The 18995-nt window shown below is 72.8% G+C and carries 19 protein-coding genes; 6 read left to right on the top strand and 13 right to left on the bottom strand.

The window, feature by feature from the left end; all coding sequences use genetic code 11:
• Positions 1–4: 4 nt before the first annotated feature.
• The 4 genes from WME95_RS20085 to WME95_RS20070 all read right to left on the bottom strand — a co-directional run bounded on the left by WME95_RS20085 (position 5) and on the right by WME95_RS20070 (position 3652).
• The gene (locus WME95_RS20085; RefSeq protein ID WP_437909967.1) at positions 5–1447 is read right to left on the bottom strand and encodes a TfuA-like protein; all 1443 of its coding nucleotides are present in this window, start codon (positions 1445–1447) and stop codon (positions 5–7) included.
• Positions 1444–2736 carry a YcaO-like family protein gene (locus tag WME95_RS20080; protein WP_437909966.1) on the bottom strand — a complete coding sequence of 431 codons (1293 nt, stop codon included), beginning with the start codon at positions 2734–2736 and terminating at the stop codon, positions 1444–1446. Before WME95_RS20080 ends, WME95_RS20085 begins: the two co-directional genes overlap by 4 nt.
• On the bottom strand, positions 2733–3248 hold the full coding sequence (locus WME95_RS20075; protein ID WP_437909964.1) for a hypothetical protein: 516 nt from the start codon (positions 3246–3248) through the stop codon (positions 2733–2735). Before WME95_RS20075 ends, WME95_RS20080 begins: the two co-directional genes overlap by 4 nt.
• 182 nt (positions 3249–3430) lie before the next feature.
• Positions 3431–3652, bottom strand: a complete 222-nt coding sequence (locus tag WME95_RS20070) for a hypothetical protein (RefSeq protein WP_012236178.1) — start codon at positions 3650–3652, stop codon at positions 3431–3433.
• Between the two features lie 132 nt (positions 3653–3784).
• Here WME95_RS20070 and WME95_RS20065 point away from each other — a divergent pair, with 132 nt between their 5' ends.
• From WME95_RS20065 to gnd, 3 genes are all read left to right on the top strand, one after another.
• Positions 3785–3934: a hypothetical protein gene (locus tag WME95_RS20065; RefSeq protein WP_437553814.1), complete on the top strand. Its 150-nt coding sequence runs from the start codon at positions 3785–3787 to the stop codon at positions 3932–3934.
• Positions 3934–4962, top strand: coding sequence for an STAS domain-containing protein (locus WME95_RS20060; RefSeq protein ID WP_437909963.1), 1029 nt, complete (start codon positions 3934–3936; stop codon positions 4960–4962). Before WME95_RS20065 ends, WME95_RS20060 begins: the two co-directional genes overlap by 1 nt.
• Before the next feature lie 108 nt (positions 4963–5070).
• Positions 5071–6066 carry a phosphogluconate dehydrogenase (NAD(+)-dependent, decarboxylating) gene (gene gnd / locus WME95_RS20055; RefSeq protein WP_437553810.1) on the top strand — a complete coding sequence of 332 codons (996 nt, stop codon included), beginning with the start codon at positions 5071–5073 and terminating at the stop codon, positions 6064–6066.
• A 148-nt stretch (positions 6067–6214) separates the two neighbouring features.
• Here the strand turns inward: gnd and WME95_RS20050 are convergent, their stop codons facing one another.
• Both WME95_RS20050 and WME95_RS20045 read right to left on the bottom strand, forming a co-directional pair.
• A complete protein-coding gene (locus WME95_RS20050; RefSeq protein ID WP_437909961.1) occupies positions 6215–8095 on the bottom strand; it encodes an inositol monophosphatase family protein in 1881 nt (626 codons plus the stop codon).
• Between the two features lie 29 nt (positions 8096–8124).
• On the bottom strand, positions 8125–8442 hold the full coding sequence (locus tag WME95_RS20045) for a LysR family transcriptional regulator (RefSeq protein WP_012236172.1): 318 nt from the start codon (positions 8440–8442) through the stop codon (positions 8125–8127).
• Positions 8443–8545: 103 nt separating this feature from the next.
• On the opposite strand from WME95_RS20045, the gene map reads away from it, so the two are divergent.
• Both map and WME95_RS20035 read left to right on the top strand, forming a co-directional pair.
• Positions 8546–9295 carry a type I methionyl aminopeptidase gene (gene map / locus WME95_RS20040; RefSeq protein ID WP_437553801.1) on the top strand — a complete coding sequence of 250 codons (750 nt, stop codon included), beginning with the start codon at positions 8546–8548 and terminating at the stop codon, positions 9293–9295.
• 71 nt (positions 9296–9366) lie between these two features.
• Positions 9367–10230, top strand: a complete 864-nt coding sequence (locus tag WME95_RS20035) for a Uma2 family endonuclease (RefSeq protein ID WP_437909959.1) — start codon at positions 9367–9369, stop codon at positions 10228–10230.
• A gap of 32 nt (positions 10231–10262) precedes the next feature.
• Here the strand turns inward: WME95_RS20035 and WME95_RS20030 are convergent, their stop codons facing one another.
• Positions 10263–10754, bottom strand: coding sequence for a hotdog fold domain-containing protein (locus tag WME95_RS20030; RefSeq protein WP_437909957.1), 492 nt, complete (start codon positions 10752–10754; stop codon positions 10263–10265).
• 77 nt (positions 10755–10831) lie between these two features.
• Positions 10832–12490: a protein kinase domain-containing protein gene (locus WME95_RS20025; protein ID WP_437909956.1), complete on the bottom strand. Its 1659-nt coding sequence runs from the start codon at positions 12488–12490 to the stop codon at positions 10832–10834.
• 175 nt (positions 12491–12665) lie between these two features.
• Between WME95_RS20025 and WME95_RS20020 the strand changes: the two genes are divergently transcribed.
• Positions 12666–13922 (top strand): dicarboxylate/amino acid:cation symporter, encoded by a 1257-nt coding sequence (locus tag WME95_RS20020; protein ID WP_437909955.1) that lies wholly within the window; start codon positions 12666–12668, stop codon positions 13920–13922.
• 115 nt (positions 13923–14037) lie between these two features.
• Here WME95_RS20020 and WME95_RS20015 read toward each other — a convergent pair whose 3' ends face one another.
• From WME95_RS20015 to WME95_RS19995, 5 genes are all read right to left on the bottom strand, one after another.
• The gene (locus WME95_RS20015; protein ID WP_437909953.1) at positions 14038–14367 is read right to left on the bottom strand and encodes a hypothetical protein; all 330 of its coding nucleotides are present in this window, start codon (positions 14365–14367) and stop codon (positions 14038–14040) included.
• 343 nt (positions 14368–14710) lie between these two features.
• Positions 14711–15028 carry a hypothetical protein gene (locus WME95_RS20010; protein ID WP_437909951.1) on the bottom strand — a complete coding sequence of 106 codons (318 nt, stop codon included), beginning with the start codon at positions 15026–15028 and terminating at the stop codon, positions 14711–14713.
• A 99-nt stretch (positions 15029–15127) separates the two neighbouring features.
• A complete protein-coding gene (locus tag WME95_RS20005; RefSeq protein ID WP_012236164.1) occupies positions 15128–15529 on the bottom strand; it encodes an SPW repeat domain-containing protein in 402 nt (133 codons plus the stop codon).
• Between the two features lie 270 nt (positions 15530–15799).
• Positions 15800–16822, bottom strand: a complete 1023-nt coding sequence (locus WME95_RS20000; protein WP_437553790.1) for a M23 family metallopeptidase — start codon at positions 16820–16822, stop codon at positions 15800–15802.
• Positions 16823–17059: 237 nt separating this feature from the next.
• Positions 17060–18514, bottom strand: coding sequence for a DEAD/DEAH box helicase (locus tag WME95_RS19995; protein ID WP_437911003.1), 1455 nt, complete (start codon positions 18512–18514; stop codon positions 17060–17062).
• Between the last annotated feature and the right edge of the window lie 481 nt (positions 18515–18995).

Genomic DNA, 18995 nt, shown 5'->3' with positions numbered 1-18995 from the left:
GCGGTCAGCCGTCGGCCGTCGGCCTTTCGCCGCGCCGCCGGTGCTCGTACTCGCGGGCGAGGACGAGGAGCAGCTCGTCCTGATCGTCGAGCCCCAGCGCGGCCGCGTAACCGTCGAGGTAGGCCGGGAGCGGGCGGCGGGCGATATCGGTGAAATACCACTCCAGCAGCGCTTGCCGCGTCAGGCCGAGGTCCTCGAGCGCGGGCGCCTCGACGCCCGCCGCGGAGAGGACCTCCTGCTTGTGAAGGGCCCGCGCGGCGAGCTCGCCGTAGCGGCCCGTCATGCGCAGGTGGTCGACCAGGAGCCGCTCCACCTCGATCCCGAACACGGCCTGCGCCCACCGGAGGCGCGCCTCCCGCTGGACGAGCAGCGTGAGGCCCTCGACGTCGAGCGCCTGCTCCGTGAGCCAGGCGAGCGTGCTCTCCGGCGTGAGCAGCCCCCGCTCCCGCCGGACCTGCGCGAGGATCTCCTCGAAGAGCTCGACGGGGACCTCGACCCCGTGGCGCCGCGCCTCGCTCAGGGCGAGCGCCCGCGCGAGGGCCCCCTGGACGGCGTTCGTATAGGAGAGCGGCCCTTCCAGCCGGAGCTCGTCGAGGAGCAGCTCCGGCTGCAGCCCGCCCTGCGCGCGCCGCGATCGCGCTGCGGCCGGCTCGGCGCCCGGGCGCGGGCCCGGCGCGTCCCCGGCGCGGGCGCCCTGCGTGGCGGCCACGCTGCCACGGCCGGCGCGCCGGCACGCCTGGTCCCAGACGTCGGTATAGGCGAAGTGGAACGTCACCCTCAGCGGGCCGGGGTCGCGCGCGCGCAGCGCCGCGATGGCCTCCAGCATCGCGACGGCGTCGCGCCGCTTCTGATCCACGCGCCCGTCCGGCAAGAAGCGCCGGAGGGCGTCGAGCTCCTCGGGGCTCGCGCCGACCGCGGCGCCCTCCGCGAGCAGCCGCGCGAAGCTCCGCTGCGCGTAGAACGTACGCTTGGCCAGCGAGATGAGCCCCGCGGCGGTCTCCTCCCGGAGGATCGACGCCCCGACCGCGGCGGCGAGCGTGGCGCGGATGTTCACCATCGCGTCGGAGAGCGGCCGGAAGCCGTCCTCGGCGGCGGCGTGGGCGATCGCGACCTCGTCGTCGTCGGTCAGCGCGCCGCTCTGGAACGCCTCGAACACGGCGCCGACGCCGGTCATGCCGAACGGGTGGAGCTCGGCGGCCCGCAGCGCGCCCATGCTGGCGCTGCCGAAGACGTGGACGCCGTGCGCCATGGCCCAGAGGATCTCCTTGTGCCAGACCGAGGGCAGGCGCTCGAAGTAGCCATCGACGATCCCGATGGCCCACGGCTTCTCGAGCGTGGCCCGGTACACGTCGCCCTGCGCGACCGGCGGCAGGAACACGGCGCCGTCGAGCAGCGCTGCGCCGTCCGCGGCCGAGAGCGTGGGGCCCGTGAAGACGATGACGCTCACGCGGTGGCCCCGCTCCTCGCCGCGGCCGCCGCGCGTGCGGCCGCGCGCGCCCGGGCCCGGGGCCCCGGGACGAAGCCGGGGACGTCGTCGATCGACTCCAGGCCCGGGATGATCACCCGGACGACGGAGATGCCGAGCCCGGGCTTGCTCACATCGACGACGACGACGCGCTCGACGCCCGCGCGCCGGAGGCACGCGAGCTCCGCGGCGATGTCGTCGTCGAAGGTCTCGCCCTCGATCGACGGGACGTCGTGGAAGCCGCGGAGCGGGCCGCGGACGTCGGCGATCTGCTCGCGGGCGCGCTGGATGGCGTCTGCGTGGCGTGCCCGTTCGAAGCGATTGCGGTCGCCGTCGTCGCGGGAGCCGGCGATGAACGTGAGCCGGCTCTGCGCGGCCTCGGTGAGCGCCCGGAGCAGCGCGACGCTCCGGCTCGGGTGACAGCCCATCCCCTCGGTCGCATAGAGGCGGCGGAACGGATCGGGCGCGCGATCGACGATCAGGCAGAGGAACGCGGGGAGGCCGACGTCGCTCGTGGTCTCCCAGACGCCCACGGCGACGCCGGCGGCCTCATAGAGGTCGAGGACGTGGCGGCACCCGGGGTCGTCGACCGTGGCGAGATCGAGCCGGGAGCCAGGGATCTCGGCCTCGCCGCCGGCGCGGAAGAGCGTGGTCGCGTCGCGCTCGACGACCTCGCAGATGCCGTGGCTCACGGCCTCGAGCAGGTGATTGCCCGAGGCGAGGCCGTTCGAGCTCATCACGAACGAGCCGCTGCCCGCCGGCAGCGGCAGGGTGTAGTTCGTGTGCACCATTTCATAAGGGACCCACACGGCCTCGTCGCGGAGGAGATCGCGCCCCTCGATCCAGAGCACCCGGTGGTGCTCGCGGGCGGCGCCGACCGAGAGGCGCGGCAGCGCGGAGACGTCGACGACGGCAGCGGCGCGCGCGAGATCCCGGTGGCTCGCGAGCCGGAGCGGCAGGTCGACGTGCTCGGCGTGGTAGGACTCGATCGACTCCATGAGGCCCGAGGCCCGCGCCGCGTCGAGCGTGAGCCCCTTGCCCTGGGAGACCGCGAGCGAGGCTGCGTTGGGCCGGCAGACCATGACGACGGGCAGGCCGATGACATCGAGGCCGGTGACGTCGGCCACCCGGGTGATGCCGAACGCGGACAGGTGCGGCGCGACGCGCGCGATGGTCTCGGCGGGCGGGACGAGCCGGTGCGTGCCCTCCCGGAACCCCTTGGCGGCGCGGGCCGCGGCCCGCTCCGACGAGGGGCCCGCTGCCGCGCTCACTTGCCCTTGTCGCCCGAGACGAGGTGCTCGATGGCCGCCTGCGCGTCCTTGACGCTCTGCTCCGCGGCATGGAGCGTCTGCTTGGCCGCGATCAGGGCTTCGCCCGGCTCGCCAAGCTCGCGCGCCAGGGCGGCCGCCGTGGCGTGGGTGGCCGCCTGGTCGGCCCACTCGGAGGCCGCCAGGAGGTCCTGCATGGGGTCCGGCCCCTCCTGTTTCCACGTCGCTGGCTCGAACGGCGTCACGCGGCGCAGGCTCGCCAGGTTGACCAGGTAGCAGGCCTGGTTGCCCGGCCGGGGCCGGATCCAGCCCAGCGCGACGCCCTGCTTGAGGAGCTCCATCGCCCGGTCGTAACAGTGCCCGCAGTTCTCCGCGGTCAGCTCGTTCTCGGGCCGGATGTAGTCCTCCCGGCGCAGGTAGTAGAGCTTGCCGTTGTCCGCCGCGAGGATGACGTCCTCGTACTTGTGATCGCCTCGCGGCGCCTTGGGACAGCGCTCACCATGTTGGTCGGCCATGTGGACTCCTGTTCGACAGCGCGTCTGGACCCGAGAAACCGGCCCGTGCATATCACGCTGGCGCGGCGGCATTCAACGTCCTGGGGTCCTGCGGCGGGTCTGTGCGCTCGCGCGGGGCCGGGGCGTGGCGAGCAGGCCCGGCGGTTCGGCCGCGGAGCCCGGCGGGCCGGGAGGGCGAAGGATCAGCTGATCCCCATGGGGGCGCCGCCTTCGGCGACGAACCGATCGGCGATGTCGACGAGGAGCGCGTCCGTGGCGGGCTTGCTCTTCACGGTGACCTGCGTCTCGTCGGGAAGGAGCACGAACGAACCGACCACCTTGCCGTCGAGCCGCACCTCGTGGCTGCCGCCGGGCGGAGCGGGCGCGACCTCGTAGACCTTGCCGTCACGTGCCTTGATCTTCATGCCCTAGCGGTAGCATGCAGCGACCGCGCGCGGGGTGCGAGCCCAGCTCGCCGCCTCGGGCAAGAGGCCCTCCACCGCGGGCGGATTGCGCGGTAGGATGCGGCTGCGCGCTGAGCGCGAGGAGTGTTCACCGTGCCGAGATTCGATCTGGTCCCGAGCCCGTTGCTCGCGTCGACGACGGCGCGGGAGCGACCCGGGGAGAGCGTCATGACAGCGGCCTCCGCGCGCGCCATCGAACCACGGACCTACGCCGCGGGCCGCCCGCTCGACGCCGATCGCTGATGCTGACGCCAGAGCCTGGCCAGCCCCTCGAAACCGGCGGCGGCGGATGGATCGTCCTCGGCGTCCTGAACGAGATCCTCCTCAAGCTCGCCAACCAGCCGGACCTGCGGTCGCTGTGGGAAGAGGTCTGCGCGAGCGCGCGCTGGATCGTCCCGTCCCAGCGGCTCTGCGTCGTGCTCGCCAACGACGGCGGCGGCGCCAGGATCGCGGCCAGGTACGAGCGCGGCACCTTCCTGTACGGGGCGCCCGAGGGCGGCGGCGTCGTCGTGGACGCCTGGATGGTCGCGGCGCTGGAGGCGCAGCGCCCCGCCTGGTTCAGGGGGCCGTGGGACGAGGCGCGCGAGTCGGATCGCGCGCGCGCGTGGCTCCTCGCGGACGACCCCGACGTGGTCTTCCATGTGCCGATCCAGGTCTACAAGAAGACCATCGGCACGATGCTCTTCGCCCTGGAAGACCAGCGCCAGATCGACCGGAAGGCGCTGGCGAGCGCGACCACGTACGCGCTGTACGTCGGGGCCACGTACACGACGCTCAAGAACTCGCTCGACCTCGCCGCCGCGAGCGCGCAGCTGCGCGAGCAGAACGACGAGCTCGAGCGGGTCCAGATCGAGCTGCGCCTGCAGCTCGACCGGGTCCGCGCGGCGCACGAGGCGATGCTCGAGATGTCGACGCCGATCATCCAGGTGTGGGACGGCGTGCTCACGCTGCCCGTGATCGGCACGATCGACAGCGCGAGGGCGGCCCGCATGATGGAAGAGGTGCTCGACGCGGTCGTCCGGCACGGCGCCCGCTTCATGATCGTGGACCTCACCGGCGCGCAGGCGACGGACGCCTCGACCATCGATCACCTGCTGCGGATCTTCGCGGCGACGAGGCTGCTCGGCAGCCGGTGCATCGTCTCCGGCGTCCCGACGGCGATGGTCGGGCGCATCCTGGAGTCCGGCGGCAGCCTCGACGGGATCCCGGTGTTCAGCACGCTGAAGAGCGCGCTCGAGCACGCGGTGGGCGCGATCCGGCAGCAGGCATAGCCGGCGCGCCGGTAGCCGCCGCAGCAGGAGGAGCGCCCGGACCGGAGCGGCGTCGACCGCGCGCCGCCCGCTGTGATACGCCCGCGATCCCAGACAGGAGCGTGACGGATGAAGCTCGCGATGATCGGACTCGGCAGGATGGGCGCCAACATGGCGCGCCGGCTCATGCGCGGCGGCCACGAGGTCGTCGCGTTCGATCTGAACCAGGACAGCGTGAAGCGGCTCGGTGAGGAGGGCGCGGCGACGGCCTCCTCCCTGGGCGACGCGGTGGCGCAGCTCGCGTCGCCGCGCGTGGTCTGGGTCATGCTCCCCGCGGGCGCGCCGACCGAGCGGGTCGTCGAGGAGCTCGGCGAGCTGCTCGGCGCCGGCGACGTGATCATCGACGGGGGCAACACCTACTTCAAGGACGACGTCCGCCGCGCCAGGGCGCTCGCCCCGAAGGGCATCCGCTACGTCGACGTGGGCACGAGCGGCGGCGTGTGGGGGATCGAGCGCGGCTACTGCCTCATGGTGGGCGGCGCCCCCGAGGCGTTCGCCCTGGTGCAGCCGATCCTGCGCACGCTCGCGCCGGGGCCGGGGGACATCCCGCGCACGCCGGGCAGGCAGGAGGCCCAGGGCGGCGCGCAGAGCACGTCGGAGGAGGGCTACCTGCACTGCGGCCCGGTCGGCGCCGGGCACTTCGTGAAGATGGTCCACAACGGCATCGAGTACGGCCTGATGCAGGCCTACGCGGAGGGGTTCGACATCCTCAAGAACGCGGCGGGCGAGCGCCTGCCCGAGGAGCACCGGTACGCGCTCGACCTCGGCGAGATCGCCGAGGTGTGGCGTCGAGGCAGCGTGGTGGGGTCGTGGCTGCTCGACCTCACCGCGATCGCCCTCGCCGAGAGCCCGGAGCTCGCCGGGTACAGCGGCTTCGTGCAGGACTCCGGCGAGGGCCGCTGGACCGTGATGGCGGCGATCGAGGAGGCCGTCCCCGCAGAGGTGCTGTCCTCGGCGCTCTACGCGCGCTTCCGCTCACGCCACGATCACACCTTCGCCGAGAAGGTCCTCTCCGCGATGCGGCACAAGTTCGGCGGGCACCTGGAGCGCCCGACAGGCGGCTGAGCGGCGTCCCTGCCTGCCGATCGAGCGAGGCTCCGGGAGCGCTGCCTGCGCGCCCGGCGCGCGGCGCCGCGGGGGAGAACCTCATCCTCTTGAAGAGGCTCACGAACGGGATTCAAATTATTGAATTTATTATGTTTTATCCTCGCGCTCAGAGGATCTCCGACGAGTCGCGTTCGTCGGGCTGCGCGCGCTGGCCGGCAGCGAGGAGCGCCTCGGCGAGGAGCATCGCGTCGACCGGCCAGAGCTCGGGTGGACGCCGGTGCTTCGCCCCTGCCTCGGGGAGCGGGCGGCAGCTGAGCACGAGGCGGCGGAAGCGGTCCGGGACGGCGTCCCGGCCGTGCGCCGCGCCGAGCAGCGCGCCGGCGATCGCGGCGTTCGTGTCGGTGTCGCCGCCGGCCATCACCGTGTCGACGAGGCCCCGCTCGAGCGAGGGCGCGTGGAGGAGCTGGTAGAAGGCGTTCTGCAGGGCGATGAGGACCCAGCCGGCCTGGTGCGAGAAGCTCCGGGGCGGGGCGCCGCGCGCGGCCGTGAGCGCGGCGACGACCGCGCGCTCGCCGCTGCGCTGCGCCTCGTCGAGGGCGGCGGCGCAGGCGCCCTCGACGCCGGCGCCGCCCACCGCCGCGGCGATGGCCGCGACGAACGCGGCGGAGGCGGCGCAGCAGACCGGGTGGGGGTGCGTGAGCGCGCTGTCGTCGCGCGCCCAGGCCGCGGCCTCCCGCGGGCGGCCCGCGCCGAGGACGCCGAGCGGCGCCGCGCGCATCACCGAGCCGTTCGCCTCGCTCGTCAGGCTCGCGGCGGCGCGGGCGCGCTCGCGGCGCGCGCCGGGCAGCGGCGCGCCCGCGGCGGCCCTGAGCGCGGCCGCCGTGGTGTTGCCGATGTCGAACGGGCCGGAGCCGTACCAGTGCACGTAGGCGTCGAGCGCGGCCTCGGCGACGAAGCCGCGCTTGCGGACGATCGAGCGCGCGAGCATGAGCGCCATCTCGGAGTCGTCCGTCGGCTGCCCGGCCAGCGTGCCCCACGTCCCGCCGTCGGCGAGGTCGCGGACGCCGTCCGGGTAGAGCGGCGCGATCGCCTCCGCGGTGCGGAACTCGACGAGCGCGCCGAGCGCGTCGCCCGCGAGCTGGCCGAGCAGGCAGCCCTGCGCGCGCGCGAGCGTGCCAGCGCCCTCGACGAGCAGGCTGCGCGAGGGGCGCAGGAGCCCGTACGTGCCCTGCGGCGGCGGGATGCGGCCGTGGATGACGGCGTTCCACGGGCGGCGCGCGAGCTCGCGCACGACCGCGGGGGCGCCGCCGAAGAGGCGGCAGACCTCGCCGTCGCCCTGCGCCGTGTACGCGATGGGCGCGCCGTCGTCGTCGACGAGCTCGCCGCCCGCGGCGCGCACGAGCGCGTGCCCGGCGGCGTAGTCCCAGCTGCGGGGCCGGCTGAGCGAGACCGCGGCGACGCCCTCGCCGGCCGCGGCCAGGGCGAGCCGGTAGGCGAGGCTCGGGAGGGCGAGGAACCGCGCGGGGGCGACGCAGCGGGCGTTGCGGGCCGGGAGGTAGTCCGCCGACTGCGAGAGCAGCACGACGGCGTAGCGATCGAGCGCGCCGCCGGCGAGCGACGTCGAGACGGCGGCGCCGTTGCGCCGGATCGGCCCGGCGCCCTCGGCCCAGGCGATGAGATCACCGTCGTCGTCGGGGTAGGCGTACGCGAAGACGACGCCCAGCACCGGGGTGCCCTCGCGGAGGAGGCCGATGGAGACCGAGGCGCCGCGGTAGCCGTGCAGGAAGGACGCGGTGCCGTCGTGCGGATCGACGACCCAGCGGTGCGACGGGTCCACGCCGTCCAGGGCGCCGGTCTCCTCCCCCAGGAACGCGTACGGGGTGGCCCGGGTGAGCGCGTCGCGCAGCAGGAGCTCGACCTCCACGTCGACGTCGGCGCTCGTCCCGGCGCCGCGTGGGCCGCCCGGGCGGTGGAACTCCGCGCGGAGGAGCGCGCCCGCGCGGCGCGCCGCGTCGACGGCCAGCGCGAGCTCAGCGTCGTAGCCCATGCCGTTCCCCTGGTTCCACGCGAGGCACCCTACCCCAGGTCGGCGCGCTGGCGGTGGCCGGCGTCGAGATCGCCGGGGGGCGGCGCGGCGCCGTAGCCGCGCACATCGGCGACGGCCGCGTCGACCTGGGCGACGATGGTGCGGGCGTGGTCGAGGAACGCCGCGCCGGCCGGCAGGAGCCGCATGCCCCGCGCGGTGCGCTCGAACAGCTGCGCGCCGAGCTCGTCCTCCAGGCCGCGGATCTGCCGGCTGAGGGGCGGCTGCGCGATGTGGAGCCGGCGCGCGGCGCGGCCGACGTGGCCCTCCTCGGCGACGGCGATGAAGTAACGGATCTGCGAGAGGCTCACGCGGCCGATTCTAGCCCGAACCCCGCGCGCGGGGAGCCGCGCGCGAGGGCCCGAGATCAAAACGGTATTGGATGGGCGCTCGCTGCCCGCGCATACGCCTCGTATGAACGTGGACATCCTCAGGCCTCACGCGTGGGAGGCGATGCGGCGCGCAGGGCGCGCGGCGGCGGCGACGCTCTCGGCCGTCGGGGCGCGGCTCCAGCCCTTCGTGACGACGGCGGACATCGATCAGTGGGTGCGCGAGGACACGGCGCGGCGCGGCGGCCGCCCGAGTCAGCTCGGCTACAAGGGCTTCCCTGCGGCGGTGTGCACGAGCCGGAACCACGTCGTGTGCCACGGCATCCCGCGGCGCGACGAGGTGCTCCTGCCGGGCGACATCGTGAACGTCGACGTGACCACGGAGCTCGACGGCTACCACGGCGACACCTCCGCGACGTTCTTCATCGGGGAGCCGAGCCCCGAGGCGCTGCACGTGGTGGACGTCGCCAGGCGCTGCCGGGACGCGGGCATCGCGGTCGTGCGCGACGGGGCGCGGCTCGGCGACATCGGCGCGGCGATCGAGGAGATCGCGCGCGCGGAGGGGTGCGGCGTGGTCCGCGAGGTCGGCGGGCACGGCATCGGACGGAGGATGCACCTGCCGCCGCACGTCGCGCACACGGGGGTGCGCGGGTCGGGCATGCGGCTCCGCGCCGGGATGGCCATCACGATCGAGCCGATGGTCAACCTGGGCTCGCACCGCATCCGCACGCTCGACGACGGGTGGACCATGGTCACGGAGGACGGCAGCCTCTCGGCGCAGTTCGAGCACACCGTGCTCGTCACGCGGGGCGGCTGCGAGATCCTGACGCTCTGAGGGCTGCCCAGGGGGCCTGCGCCCGCGCGCTCGCAGGCCGAGGATCCGGGGAAATGCTAGGATGAGGGCCCATGCGACAGGCGCTCGAGCACGGCTACGCGTTCGATCCCGACGATCCGCGCGCCCCCTCCGAGGCGACGTGGGAGCGCATGACCGACGAGGAGCGCGCACGGGTCGTGGACATGCTTCCGTCCGAGTTCGAGCTCGAGCCGCCCGAGGGCGATCCGCACCGCGTGGCGGCGGCGCAGGTGATCGCGACGCTCGACGCGTATTTCCGCCGGAGCGGGCGGAGGATCTACCTGTCCTCGAACCTCGCGGTCTTCTATCCGGACGAGCCGGCCTTCGCGCCGGATCTGCTCGCCGTCCTCGATGTGGAGCCTGGCGAGAGGATGAAATGGGTCGTCGGCGCGGAGGGCAAGGGGCTCGATCTGGTCCTGGAGGTGGCCTATGCGGGCAACCTGACGAAGGATTTCGAGACCAACGTCGAGCGTTATGCCCGGCTCGGCATCTCCGAGTACTTCATCTTCGACCGGCGCCGGCTGAGCCTCCGCGGGTACCGACTCCCGCCGGCCGACGCGGCGCGCAGGACCCGGAGCTACCAGCCCGTCATGCCCCAGGCAGGCCGGTTCGCGTCGCAGGTGCTCGGGCTGGAACTCGCGGTGGAGGGCTCGAAGCTGCGCTTCTTCAGCGGGACGGCGAAGCTGGAAGAGGCGGATGAGCTGATCGCGCGGCTCGGCGTGATGCTGGACGACGTGCTCGCGCGCAAGGACGATGCGGAGCTGCGCGCAGCGGACGAGGCCAGTCGCGCCGAGGAGGCGGAGCTTCGCGCCGAGGCGGAGGCCAGGCGCGCCGAGGCGGAGGCCAGGCGCGCGTCGGACCTGGAGCGCCAGCTCGCCGAGGCGCTGGCCGAGATCGAGCGCCTCCGCCGCAACTGACTGCGCCCGCGCCGCGCGCGAACGCGGCGGCGTCACACCCCCTTGGTCACCCAGGCCCAGACGAACTCGCACTCCATCGGCGACGCGCCGCTCTCGTCCGTCACCGTGACGGCGACCGCCACGTCCCCTTTCGGCTGGTCCAGGAAGGACTGGCGCTGCTCGGGCGTGAGGGTCGCGACCGCGCGGAGGCCGCCTTGGGCGCGGCGTTTGTAGTCGATCTTCATGCTGCGCAGGAGCGGCAGCTTGTCGTCCGGCAGGTTGACGGCGACGACGAAGCCGGTCGCCGTCTCGGCCAGGAGCCCCGCCGCGGCGGCGTGCACCCCGCCGATGTGGTTCCGCACCCTGGGACCGTTGGCGAGCCGCAGTGCCACCCGATCCGAGCTCACCTCGTCGAACTGGATCCCGGCGGTCCCGGTGAACGGCACGAGGCGCCGGAACAGCACGGTCTGCGCGCGCGTGCGCAGGAAGGACGGGAGCGCCTGGAGCGGCGCGAGCGAGCGGGCGATGAAGTTCAGCTGGGACATGGAGCCTCCGAAGGACCGCGAGCTTAGCGCATGCCGGCCCGGCGCCTTGTCAGGCCGTGGGCGGCGCGGCTCCCACGTCAGCGCCGCCGCCGCTGGGGCTCGTTCACCGCGACCGAGGCCTCTTCTTCCGCCCGCTCCGCCCGTTCCGCCCGCTCCGCCGTGGAGCGCGCGGTGTCCGTCTCGACGCGCAGCTTGCCCCGACGGTCCCCCTCCTCCGCCGCGCCGATGCGCTGGCGCGGGGCCGCCGCAAGGCGCCAGTCCTTGCCGATCGCCCTCGCCATGGCCACCTCGTGCCTGCGGCGATGGTGCTCGTGCCACCACTGCATGCGCTCGGCCTCCTCGGCCCAGTCGTCCTCGTGCGCGGTGAACGCGACAAGCCCGTGGATGGCGACCCCGATGGCCCAGCCCAGCGGGATGATCGCTGCCCAGAGCACGACGCCGAGCGGAAAGGCGAGCGTGAGGAGCGCCGCGTTGACGATGAGGTAGACGCCGAGGTGCCGGTAGAAATCGCGGCGCTTGCGCCGGAGCCACGCGGCGCGCTCGGCGGCGGTCGTCGCGCTCGACCTCCGCTCCACGCCATCGCGCTCGCGCGCGCGAAGCGCGCGGCTCGCCTCGCGCAGCGCCTCGGGGCCCACGCCCACCTCCTCCGCCGCGGCGAGCAGGTCATCGAAGCCGAGGCGCGCGTCGCCCCGCTGGGCGCGCGCCTCGCCTCCGTCGGCGGATGCCTGGCGCTCGATCGCCTGCGCGAGGACGTCGCGGACCTCCTCGGTCGAGAACCGCTGCGCCGCGGTCTCGCCGCCGCGAGGCGCCTCGCTGCCCTTCACGCCGGGCGCCTGCGCGGGCGGCGCGGACGTCGCGGCTGCAGGCGCGGCGGGCGCCTCGCCCCTCCCGGCCGCCTCCAGCGCGCGCAGGAGCTCGTCCATGGACGCGAACCGATCGTCGGGGCGCTTCGACAGCGCGCGCAGCACGACCGCGCTCACCGCCGGCGGAACGGCGGCGGCGTCGAGCAGGGCGCGGTCGGCGTCGTCGGTGAGGATCGACGCGACGACGGCGAGCATGTCGCCGGCGCCGCGCCAGGGCAGCCTGCCGGTGAGGAGCTCGAAGGCGAGCACGCCCCACGCGAACTGGTCCGCGCGCCCGTCGAGCTCGGCGCCGCGGATCTGCTCCGGGGCCATGTAGACCGGCGTCCCGAGCTTGACGCCGAGCGCGGTCAGCGTCGGCAGCGCAGGGGCCTCGGTGGACGCGTTCGGATCGGCGTCGCCGGCGGCGCGGCGCGCGATGCCGAAGTCGAGCACCTTGATCACCCCGTCGTCCCGGACCATCACGTTCTCCGGCTTGATGTCCCGGTGGACGAGCCCCCGCCGGTGCGCCGCCGCGAGCGCGCGGGCGACGTCGGAGAGCCAGGCGACCCGCGTCGAGGCCGGCGCGTCGGCGCCGCTGATGGCGCTGCGCAGGGTGCGGCCCGGGACGAGCTCCATCACGATGAACGGCGTCCCCTCGAGCTCGCCGACGTCGAAGATCGAGACGGCGTTCGGGTGATCGAGCGCTGCGGCGGCGCGCGCCTCGCGGAGCAGGCGCGCGCCGGCGTCCTCGTCCACGGCGCCGCCCGCGATCACCTTGACCGCGACGCGCCGCCCGAGCCGCGCGTCGTGCGCCCGGTAGACGCAGCCCATCCCCCCCTGCCCGATGGCGGCCTCGATCGTGTACCGCTCGAACGAATCGCCCGGCTTCAGCATTGCCGGCCGGGAGCCTAATGGATCCGCGTGGGCTTGGACAGGCGGCCCTTGGCCCGCGAACGGCGCGTGCGGAGGTCGATCCGTGCCCGCAGGACGCCCCGTTGGCCGTGGAGGGCCCGGGGGCGTGGCGTCAACTCCGCGGATCGCGGCGCCGCGGCTTGTGTAAGGTGGCGCCATGTCATCGCATCGAACGATGCTGCTCGGCGTCGCGGTCGGGGCAGCGGGCGGTCTCACGGCGAACGCTGTCGCGGCAGGGCACCCGGCGCTCACCTGGATCGTCGATCACATCACCTACCCGGTGGGCCAGATCTTCCTGCGCCTGCTGTTCATGCTCGTGCTCCCGATCCTGTTCTCGGCGCTCGTGATGGGCGTCTGCGAGCTCGACCTGAAGCACGTCGGTCGGCTCGGCCTGCGGACGCTGGGCTACACGGCCGTCGTCTCGAGCATCGCGGTGCTGATCGGCCTCGTCCTGGTGAACCTGATCCGCCCGGGCGACGGCCTGCCCGAGGCGGTCCGGAGCCTCGCGCACGGCGGGGGGATCAAGGCGGCGACCGCGCCGGCCGACACCTCGCCGGTGGGGATGATCATCGCGATGGTGCCGGACAACATCTTCAAGGCGGCGGCAGGGGGCGACGTGCTCGCGGTGATCACGTTCTCGCTGCTCTTCGGCATCGCCCTGTCGCTCACCCAGACCGACGCGGCGGCGCGGCTCCGCGAGTGCATCCAGGGGCTGCTCGACGTCTCGATGCGGCTCATCGAGGGGGTGCTCCGGTTCGCGGCGATCGGCGTGGGCGCGCTGCTCTTCACGATCACGTCCCGCATGGGCATCGGCATCATGCAGCAGCTGGCGGCGTACGTGCTCACGGTGCTGCTCGGCCTCGGCCTTCACATGTTCGTTGTCTATTCGCTCTCGGTCCGCTTCCTTGGCGGGATGTCGCCGGTCACGTTCTTTCGCGGGAGCCGGACGGCGATCGTGACGGCGTTCTCGACCGCCTCGTCGAACGCGACGCTGCCGACCGCGCTGAAGGTGGCCGAGGAGGAGCTGAAGCTGCCGCCGTCCGTGGCGCGCTTCGTGCTGACCGCCGGCGCCGCGATGAACCAGAACGGGACGGCGCTGTTCGAGGGGGTGACCGTGCTTTTCCTGGCCCAGGTCTACGGCGTCTCGCTGAGCTTCGGGCAGCAGGCGACCGTGATGCTCATCTCGGTGCTCGGGGGGATCGGCACGGCGGGCATCCCGGCCGGCTCGCTGCCCGTCATCGCGATGATCCTCGGGCTGCTCGGCATCCCGCCCGAGGGGCTCGGCCTGGTCCTCGGGGTGGATCGGTTCCTCGACATGTGCCGGACGGTGATCAACGTGGTGGGGGACCTGGCAGCGGCGGTGTTTGTATCGCGGGATCAGCACCCGAAGCCGCAGGAAGCAGCCGGCGCGTGACTGGACGGGGCGAGCGCCCGCGCGCGACGCCTCGCAGCGGAGGCGTCGCGCTGCGCAGGTCCGGAGCGCCCGCTCCCGACCGTCGGGGCTGAGCCGCTCGCCGACGTTCCTCGGTTCAGGCCGCCATCTTCATGCCGGGCATCATCATGCCCATCATGTTCGGCATCATCATCGCGGGCATCATCATGCCCATCATGTTCGGCATCGTGCCGCCCATCATCGGCATCATGCCCATCATGTTCGGCATCATGCCGCCCATCATGTTTGGCATCATGCCGCCCATCATGTTTGGCATCATGCCCATCATGTTCGGCATCATGCCGTTCATCATCGGCGTCATGCCCATCATCGGCATCATGCCCATCATGTTCGGCATCATGCCGCCCATCATCGGCATCATGCCCATCATGTTCGGCATCATCGGCATCATCGGCATGTTCATCATGGCTCTCCCCTGCGTCAGTCGTTGCGGGAAGTGGAGTAACTCCCTGACCGGATCGGAGCAATGTTGAAGACTTGGAGCGCCGTGTTTTCCTCCACGGGAGCGGACAGGGCTTCGGACGGAGCGGATGGACGGCCGAACCAAACAGAGGAACATCCACGATAACGGCAGCCATCGCTGCCGTGCTGGTCGAAACAGGGCCCCCTGAGGCGGGCGCGCTCAGGATGGGAGTCTCGGAGAAGATGCGCCGGAAGGCCGTTCCGTCGCGGTCGAGGTGCGCGCGGGACCGTGGAACCGGGCGCAACCGTGGCGCGCAGGGACACCGGGTGGACGGTACCGCCCTCGGTCACTCCAGGGTGAACGTCGCTCCGGTCACCGGATCGCACACCAAGATCGGCACGTCCTCGCCGGCGCTCTTCAAGCGCGCCCGCGCCTCCTCGATCGCCTCGTCCACGGCTGCCTCCGCCGCCTTCTGCGCGGCCTCCCCTGCCCCCTCGCCGCTCGCGCCGAGCTGGGCCGCCCGCTGGTCCTCCTCGGCCCGCTGCGCCCGCTCGCGGTTCGCCTCGGTATCGAGGGCGTCGCTCGTCTCACCGACGGGCACCACCTTCACGAGGAAGTCACCCACCCGCAGGCTCATCGGATCCGGCTTCTTCGGGTCGCTCACGGCGTCTGTCCTCCCGCCACGCATGAGCTTGCCGCAAATCCGCGCGATCCACCACCCCCTCGACCGCCGGGTTGATCGCGAGGCGCACGCGCACGACCCTCAGGAGAACGACCGGTGCTCCGGCCGGTAACGCGCGCTGGCCGTCGTCGTGGCATAGGAAGAACGGTAGTCCGTCGCGAGCCAGACCAGGCCGACGGCCACGCCCGACACGAGATAGAAGCTCCTCGCGGCGGGCTCCTCATCGAAGCCGAACAGCCACGGCGCCGCGACGAGGAGCACGGCGACCGTGGCCTCGATCGCTCCGTGGACAGGGAACGGGATGAGCTTCGCGGCGCCCAGCGGGAACGCGGTGAGCAGCGTCATCCCGAGATGCGCGGCGCCCAGGATGTAGCAGAGCGTTTCGGGGAGCCCGCCGAAGCCGAACAGCGACGGGGCCAGCAGGAACAGGGCCGCAACCGCATAGTCCACAAACCCATGAGCTCGAGGCGACAGCATCTTCATGACCGACTCCTTGCAAAATCGATATCCGGATTGAGTGACTTCGTCGGTCCGGAAATTTGCAAGGGATATGCCGCCCAGAGGCTCTCGGGAGAGAGCTTGTCCTCCCGGCGAACTCGGCGGCCATTCGATCATCCATCGGCCAGGAAAGGAAGAACAGCGGGCGTGCGCCTGGAGGCGCCGGGCGCTTCGAGGGCGGAACCCGAGCCACGTTTCCGCCCGGGGGAGCTCAGCCACGAACGCTCTTCGTGTGGCACATTGCCCCGCCGTGCGTCACTTCGCGGCGGAGATCAGGAGCTCTGGATCGACGCGTGTCTCGAAGAGATTCATGCGCCAGTCGAGGTGCGGTCCGTTCGTGCGGCCGGTCATCCCGACGGTCGCGATGACCTGCCCCTGCTTGACCTCGTCGTTCACCTTCACGGCGAAGCCGTGCAGATGGATGAACGTGGAGGTCAGTCCCTGCCCGTGATCGATGATCACGGTGTGACCGCTCAGCGGGAGGTCCTTCTCGACGAGCACGACCTTGCCGCAGGCAGGCGCGCGCACCGGCGTACCGACGGGCACCGCGATGTCCACGCCCCAGTGGATCCCGCCGTCCGTGCCGTTGAGCAGGCGCGGCTGGCCGTACCGCGAGGTGATGGGGCCCTTGGACGGCCAGATGAAGCCGTTCTTGTAGCAGTTCCTCTTCGTGTACTTGCTCCGGAGCGCGTCGAGCTTCTTCTCGGCCTGCGTGAGCTTCACGCGCGTCGCCATGTCGAGCTTGACCATGTTCTCCGGCAGGTGGTCGACCTTGTCGACCTCGAACTTGCGAGGCTCCACGTCGAAGATCTTCTCGAGCACCTGCCCGTCGTCGAACGTGATGGTCAGCTTCTCCTGCGCTGGCGCGTTGCGTGAGAAGGCGATCAGGAACTCCCCTTCGTCGCTGACGGTCACGCGATGGCCGGGGAACGCCATGCGGCGCAGCTTGCCGTTCAGCTTGGCGCGCAGGAGCCCTCCCTGGACGGCTCGCCCTTCCACCGAGAGGCGGCTGTCGTCGGCCGCGGGCGGCCCGGCGTCGGCCGCCGCCGCGCTCGCCGCGGGCGCGGCGGCATCGGCGGTGTCGGCCGCCGCGGGAGCGGCGCTGGCGTCGGGCGCCTCGACCGGCGCGCTGCTCGCGGAGGCGACCGGCGCGGCGGAGGCGATCGGCGCCGGATCGGCGGAGGCCTGGGCGCCCGTGGTGGACGAGCTCGAAGAAGGAGCACCGCGATCGCAGGCAGCGATCGTGAGCAGGCTTACAACGATGACGGGAACGCGCATGAGGGCGATCGTGCCAGAGTTTCCGTACATCGACGAGATAATGTCGAAGTGCGTCATTCTGGCATGGTCGGGTCGCAAGCGACCTGAGCGCCTTGCAGACGACCTGCGCGCCTCGGCGCGGCGCCCTCACCCTCGTTGGCGCGCGGCGAGCGCCAACGAGCGCGGGGCTCGCGACGCCGCGCGCATCAGGCGATGCGCGGCGTGACGGATCGAGCGCGGCGGGCAGCGCGGTGAGGATCAGTTATCGACGCGAGGGGTGTCGTGCCGCGGCTGCGGCCGCGCCGGGGGCTGCGCCTGCGCGGAGGCCTGCGCCTGCGGGCGAGCTTGCCCCTGGGGGTGCGGGCGGCCCTGTCCCTGCGGGCGAGCTTGCCCCTGCGGCCGGCCCTGCGCCTGCGGGCGAGCTTGCCCCTGGGGGTGTGGACGGCCCTGTCCCTGCGGCCGGCCCTGTCCCTGCGGGCGAGCTTGCCCCTGGGGGTGTGGACGGCCCTGTCCCTGCGGCCGGCCCTGCGCCTGCGGGCGAGCTTGCCCCGGCGCCTGCGGCGCGGGCCTGGGATCGATCTGGAAGGCGGGAACCCCGGGGTCGGCGAGGAGGGGGAGGCGCTTCTGGATGAGGCGCTCGATGTCGGCGAGATAAGCGCGCTCCTCGCTGTCGCAGAACGAGAGCGCCACCCCGGACGCCCCGGCGCGCGCCGTGCGGCCGATGCGGTGCACGTAGCTCTCCGGGATGTTCGGGAGATCGTAGTTGATCACGTGCGAGATGTCGTCGATGTCGATGCCGCGCGCCGCGATGTCGGTCGCGACGAGCACGCTCGTCGTCCCCTGCTTGAAGCTCGCGAGCGCCCGCTCGCGCGCGCCCTGGGACTTGTTCCCGTGGATGGCGACCGCCTCGATGCGCGCACGGCTGAGCTGCTGGACCACGCGGTTGGCGCCGTGCTTGGTGCGGGTGAACACGATCGCCCGGCGGAGCGCGGGATCCTTGAGCACGTGCTCCAGCATCGCGCGCTTGTCGGACCGCTCGACGAAGACCACCCGCTGGTCGATGTTCTCGGCCGTCGTGGCGATCCGCGCGACCTCGACGCGCACCGGGCTGCGCAGGATGCTGTTCGCGAGCTTCAGGATGTCCGGCGGCATCGTCGCAGAGAACAGGAGCGTCTGCCGGCGCTCGGGCAGCATCGCGAGCACGCGCCGGATGTCGTGGATGAACCCCATGTCCAGCATCCGATCGGCCTCGTCGAGGACGAGCGTGTCGAGCCGACCGAACGGGGCGATGCCCTGCGAGCAGAGATCGAGCAGCCGGCCCGGCGTCGCCACGAGCACGTCGACGCCGCGGCGCAGCGCCTCCATCTGGGGGCGCTGCCCCACCCCGCCGAAGACGACCGCGGTCCGCAGGCCGAGGTTCTTGCCGTACGTGGTGAAGCTCTCGGCGACCTGCGCCGCGAGCTCGCGCGTCGGGGTGAGCACGAGCACGCGGAGCCCGCCCTGCCTCGGCCCGCCGCTCTGCGCGAGGCGCTGCAGGATCGGCAGCGCGAACGCGGCGGTCTTGCCCGTGCCGGTCTGCGCGCAACCGAGGAGGTCGTTGCCCTCTAGGATGGGCGGGATGGCCTGCTGCTGGATGGGCGTCGGGGCGCTGTACCCCTCGGCCTCGATGGCGCGGAGAAGCGGTTCGATGAGCTTGAGATCGGCAAATTGCATGGACATCGGGCTGGAATCGGGCTGGAGCACAGCCCCTCCTGAGCAAGGGCGGAAAGTACGCCGCGGCACCGCGCCCTCCTTGCGAAGAGGGTTCGATCACGGAGAGCTGCCGCCTCGCGCCCCCTTGAGCGGGGGCTGCGAGGACCAATGACAGCGACCGAGCACCGCGACCCGTGCCAGGTCAGTCCGAGGCGGCGACTCTAGTACGGCGTGGTGAGGAAGTCGAGCCGCTCCGCTCGCGGTGCGCGGAGCGCCCTCCGCGCGCGCGGCGCGCCATGCTAGACCGTCGCCCGAGCGGAGGGCCCGCTTCTCGTGCGCTCGCGCTCGCAGGTCGCCCCGCGTCGCCCGCGACCTCCTGCGTCTTCCCGCCCCTTCGAAGCAGAGCAGCACGCCATGGCCGAAACCGCCGAAGCCTCGAAAACGCCGGCTCAGGTCGGGCACTCCGCTCCGGAGCGCCCCGCACTTCGGTCGCCCCGATCCC

Source organism: Sorangium sp. So ce327, from assembly GCF_051530205.1.
Lineage (GTDB): Bacteria > Myxococcota_A > Polyangia > Polyangiales > Polyangiaceae > Sorangium > Sorangium cellulosum_B.
The sequence above is the reverse complement of the archived record's forward strand: the minus strand, read 5'-3'. Positions and strand labels throughout refer to the sequence as shown.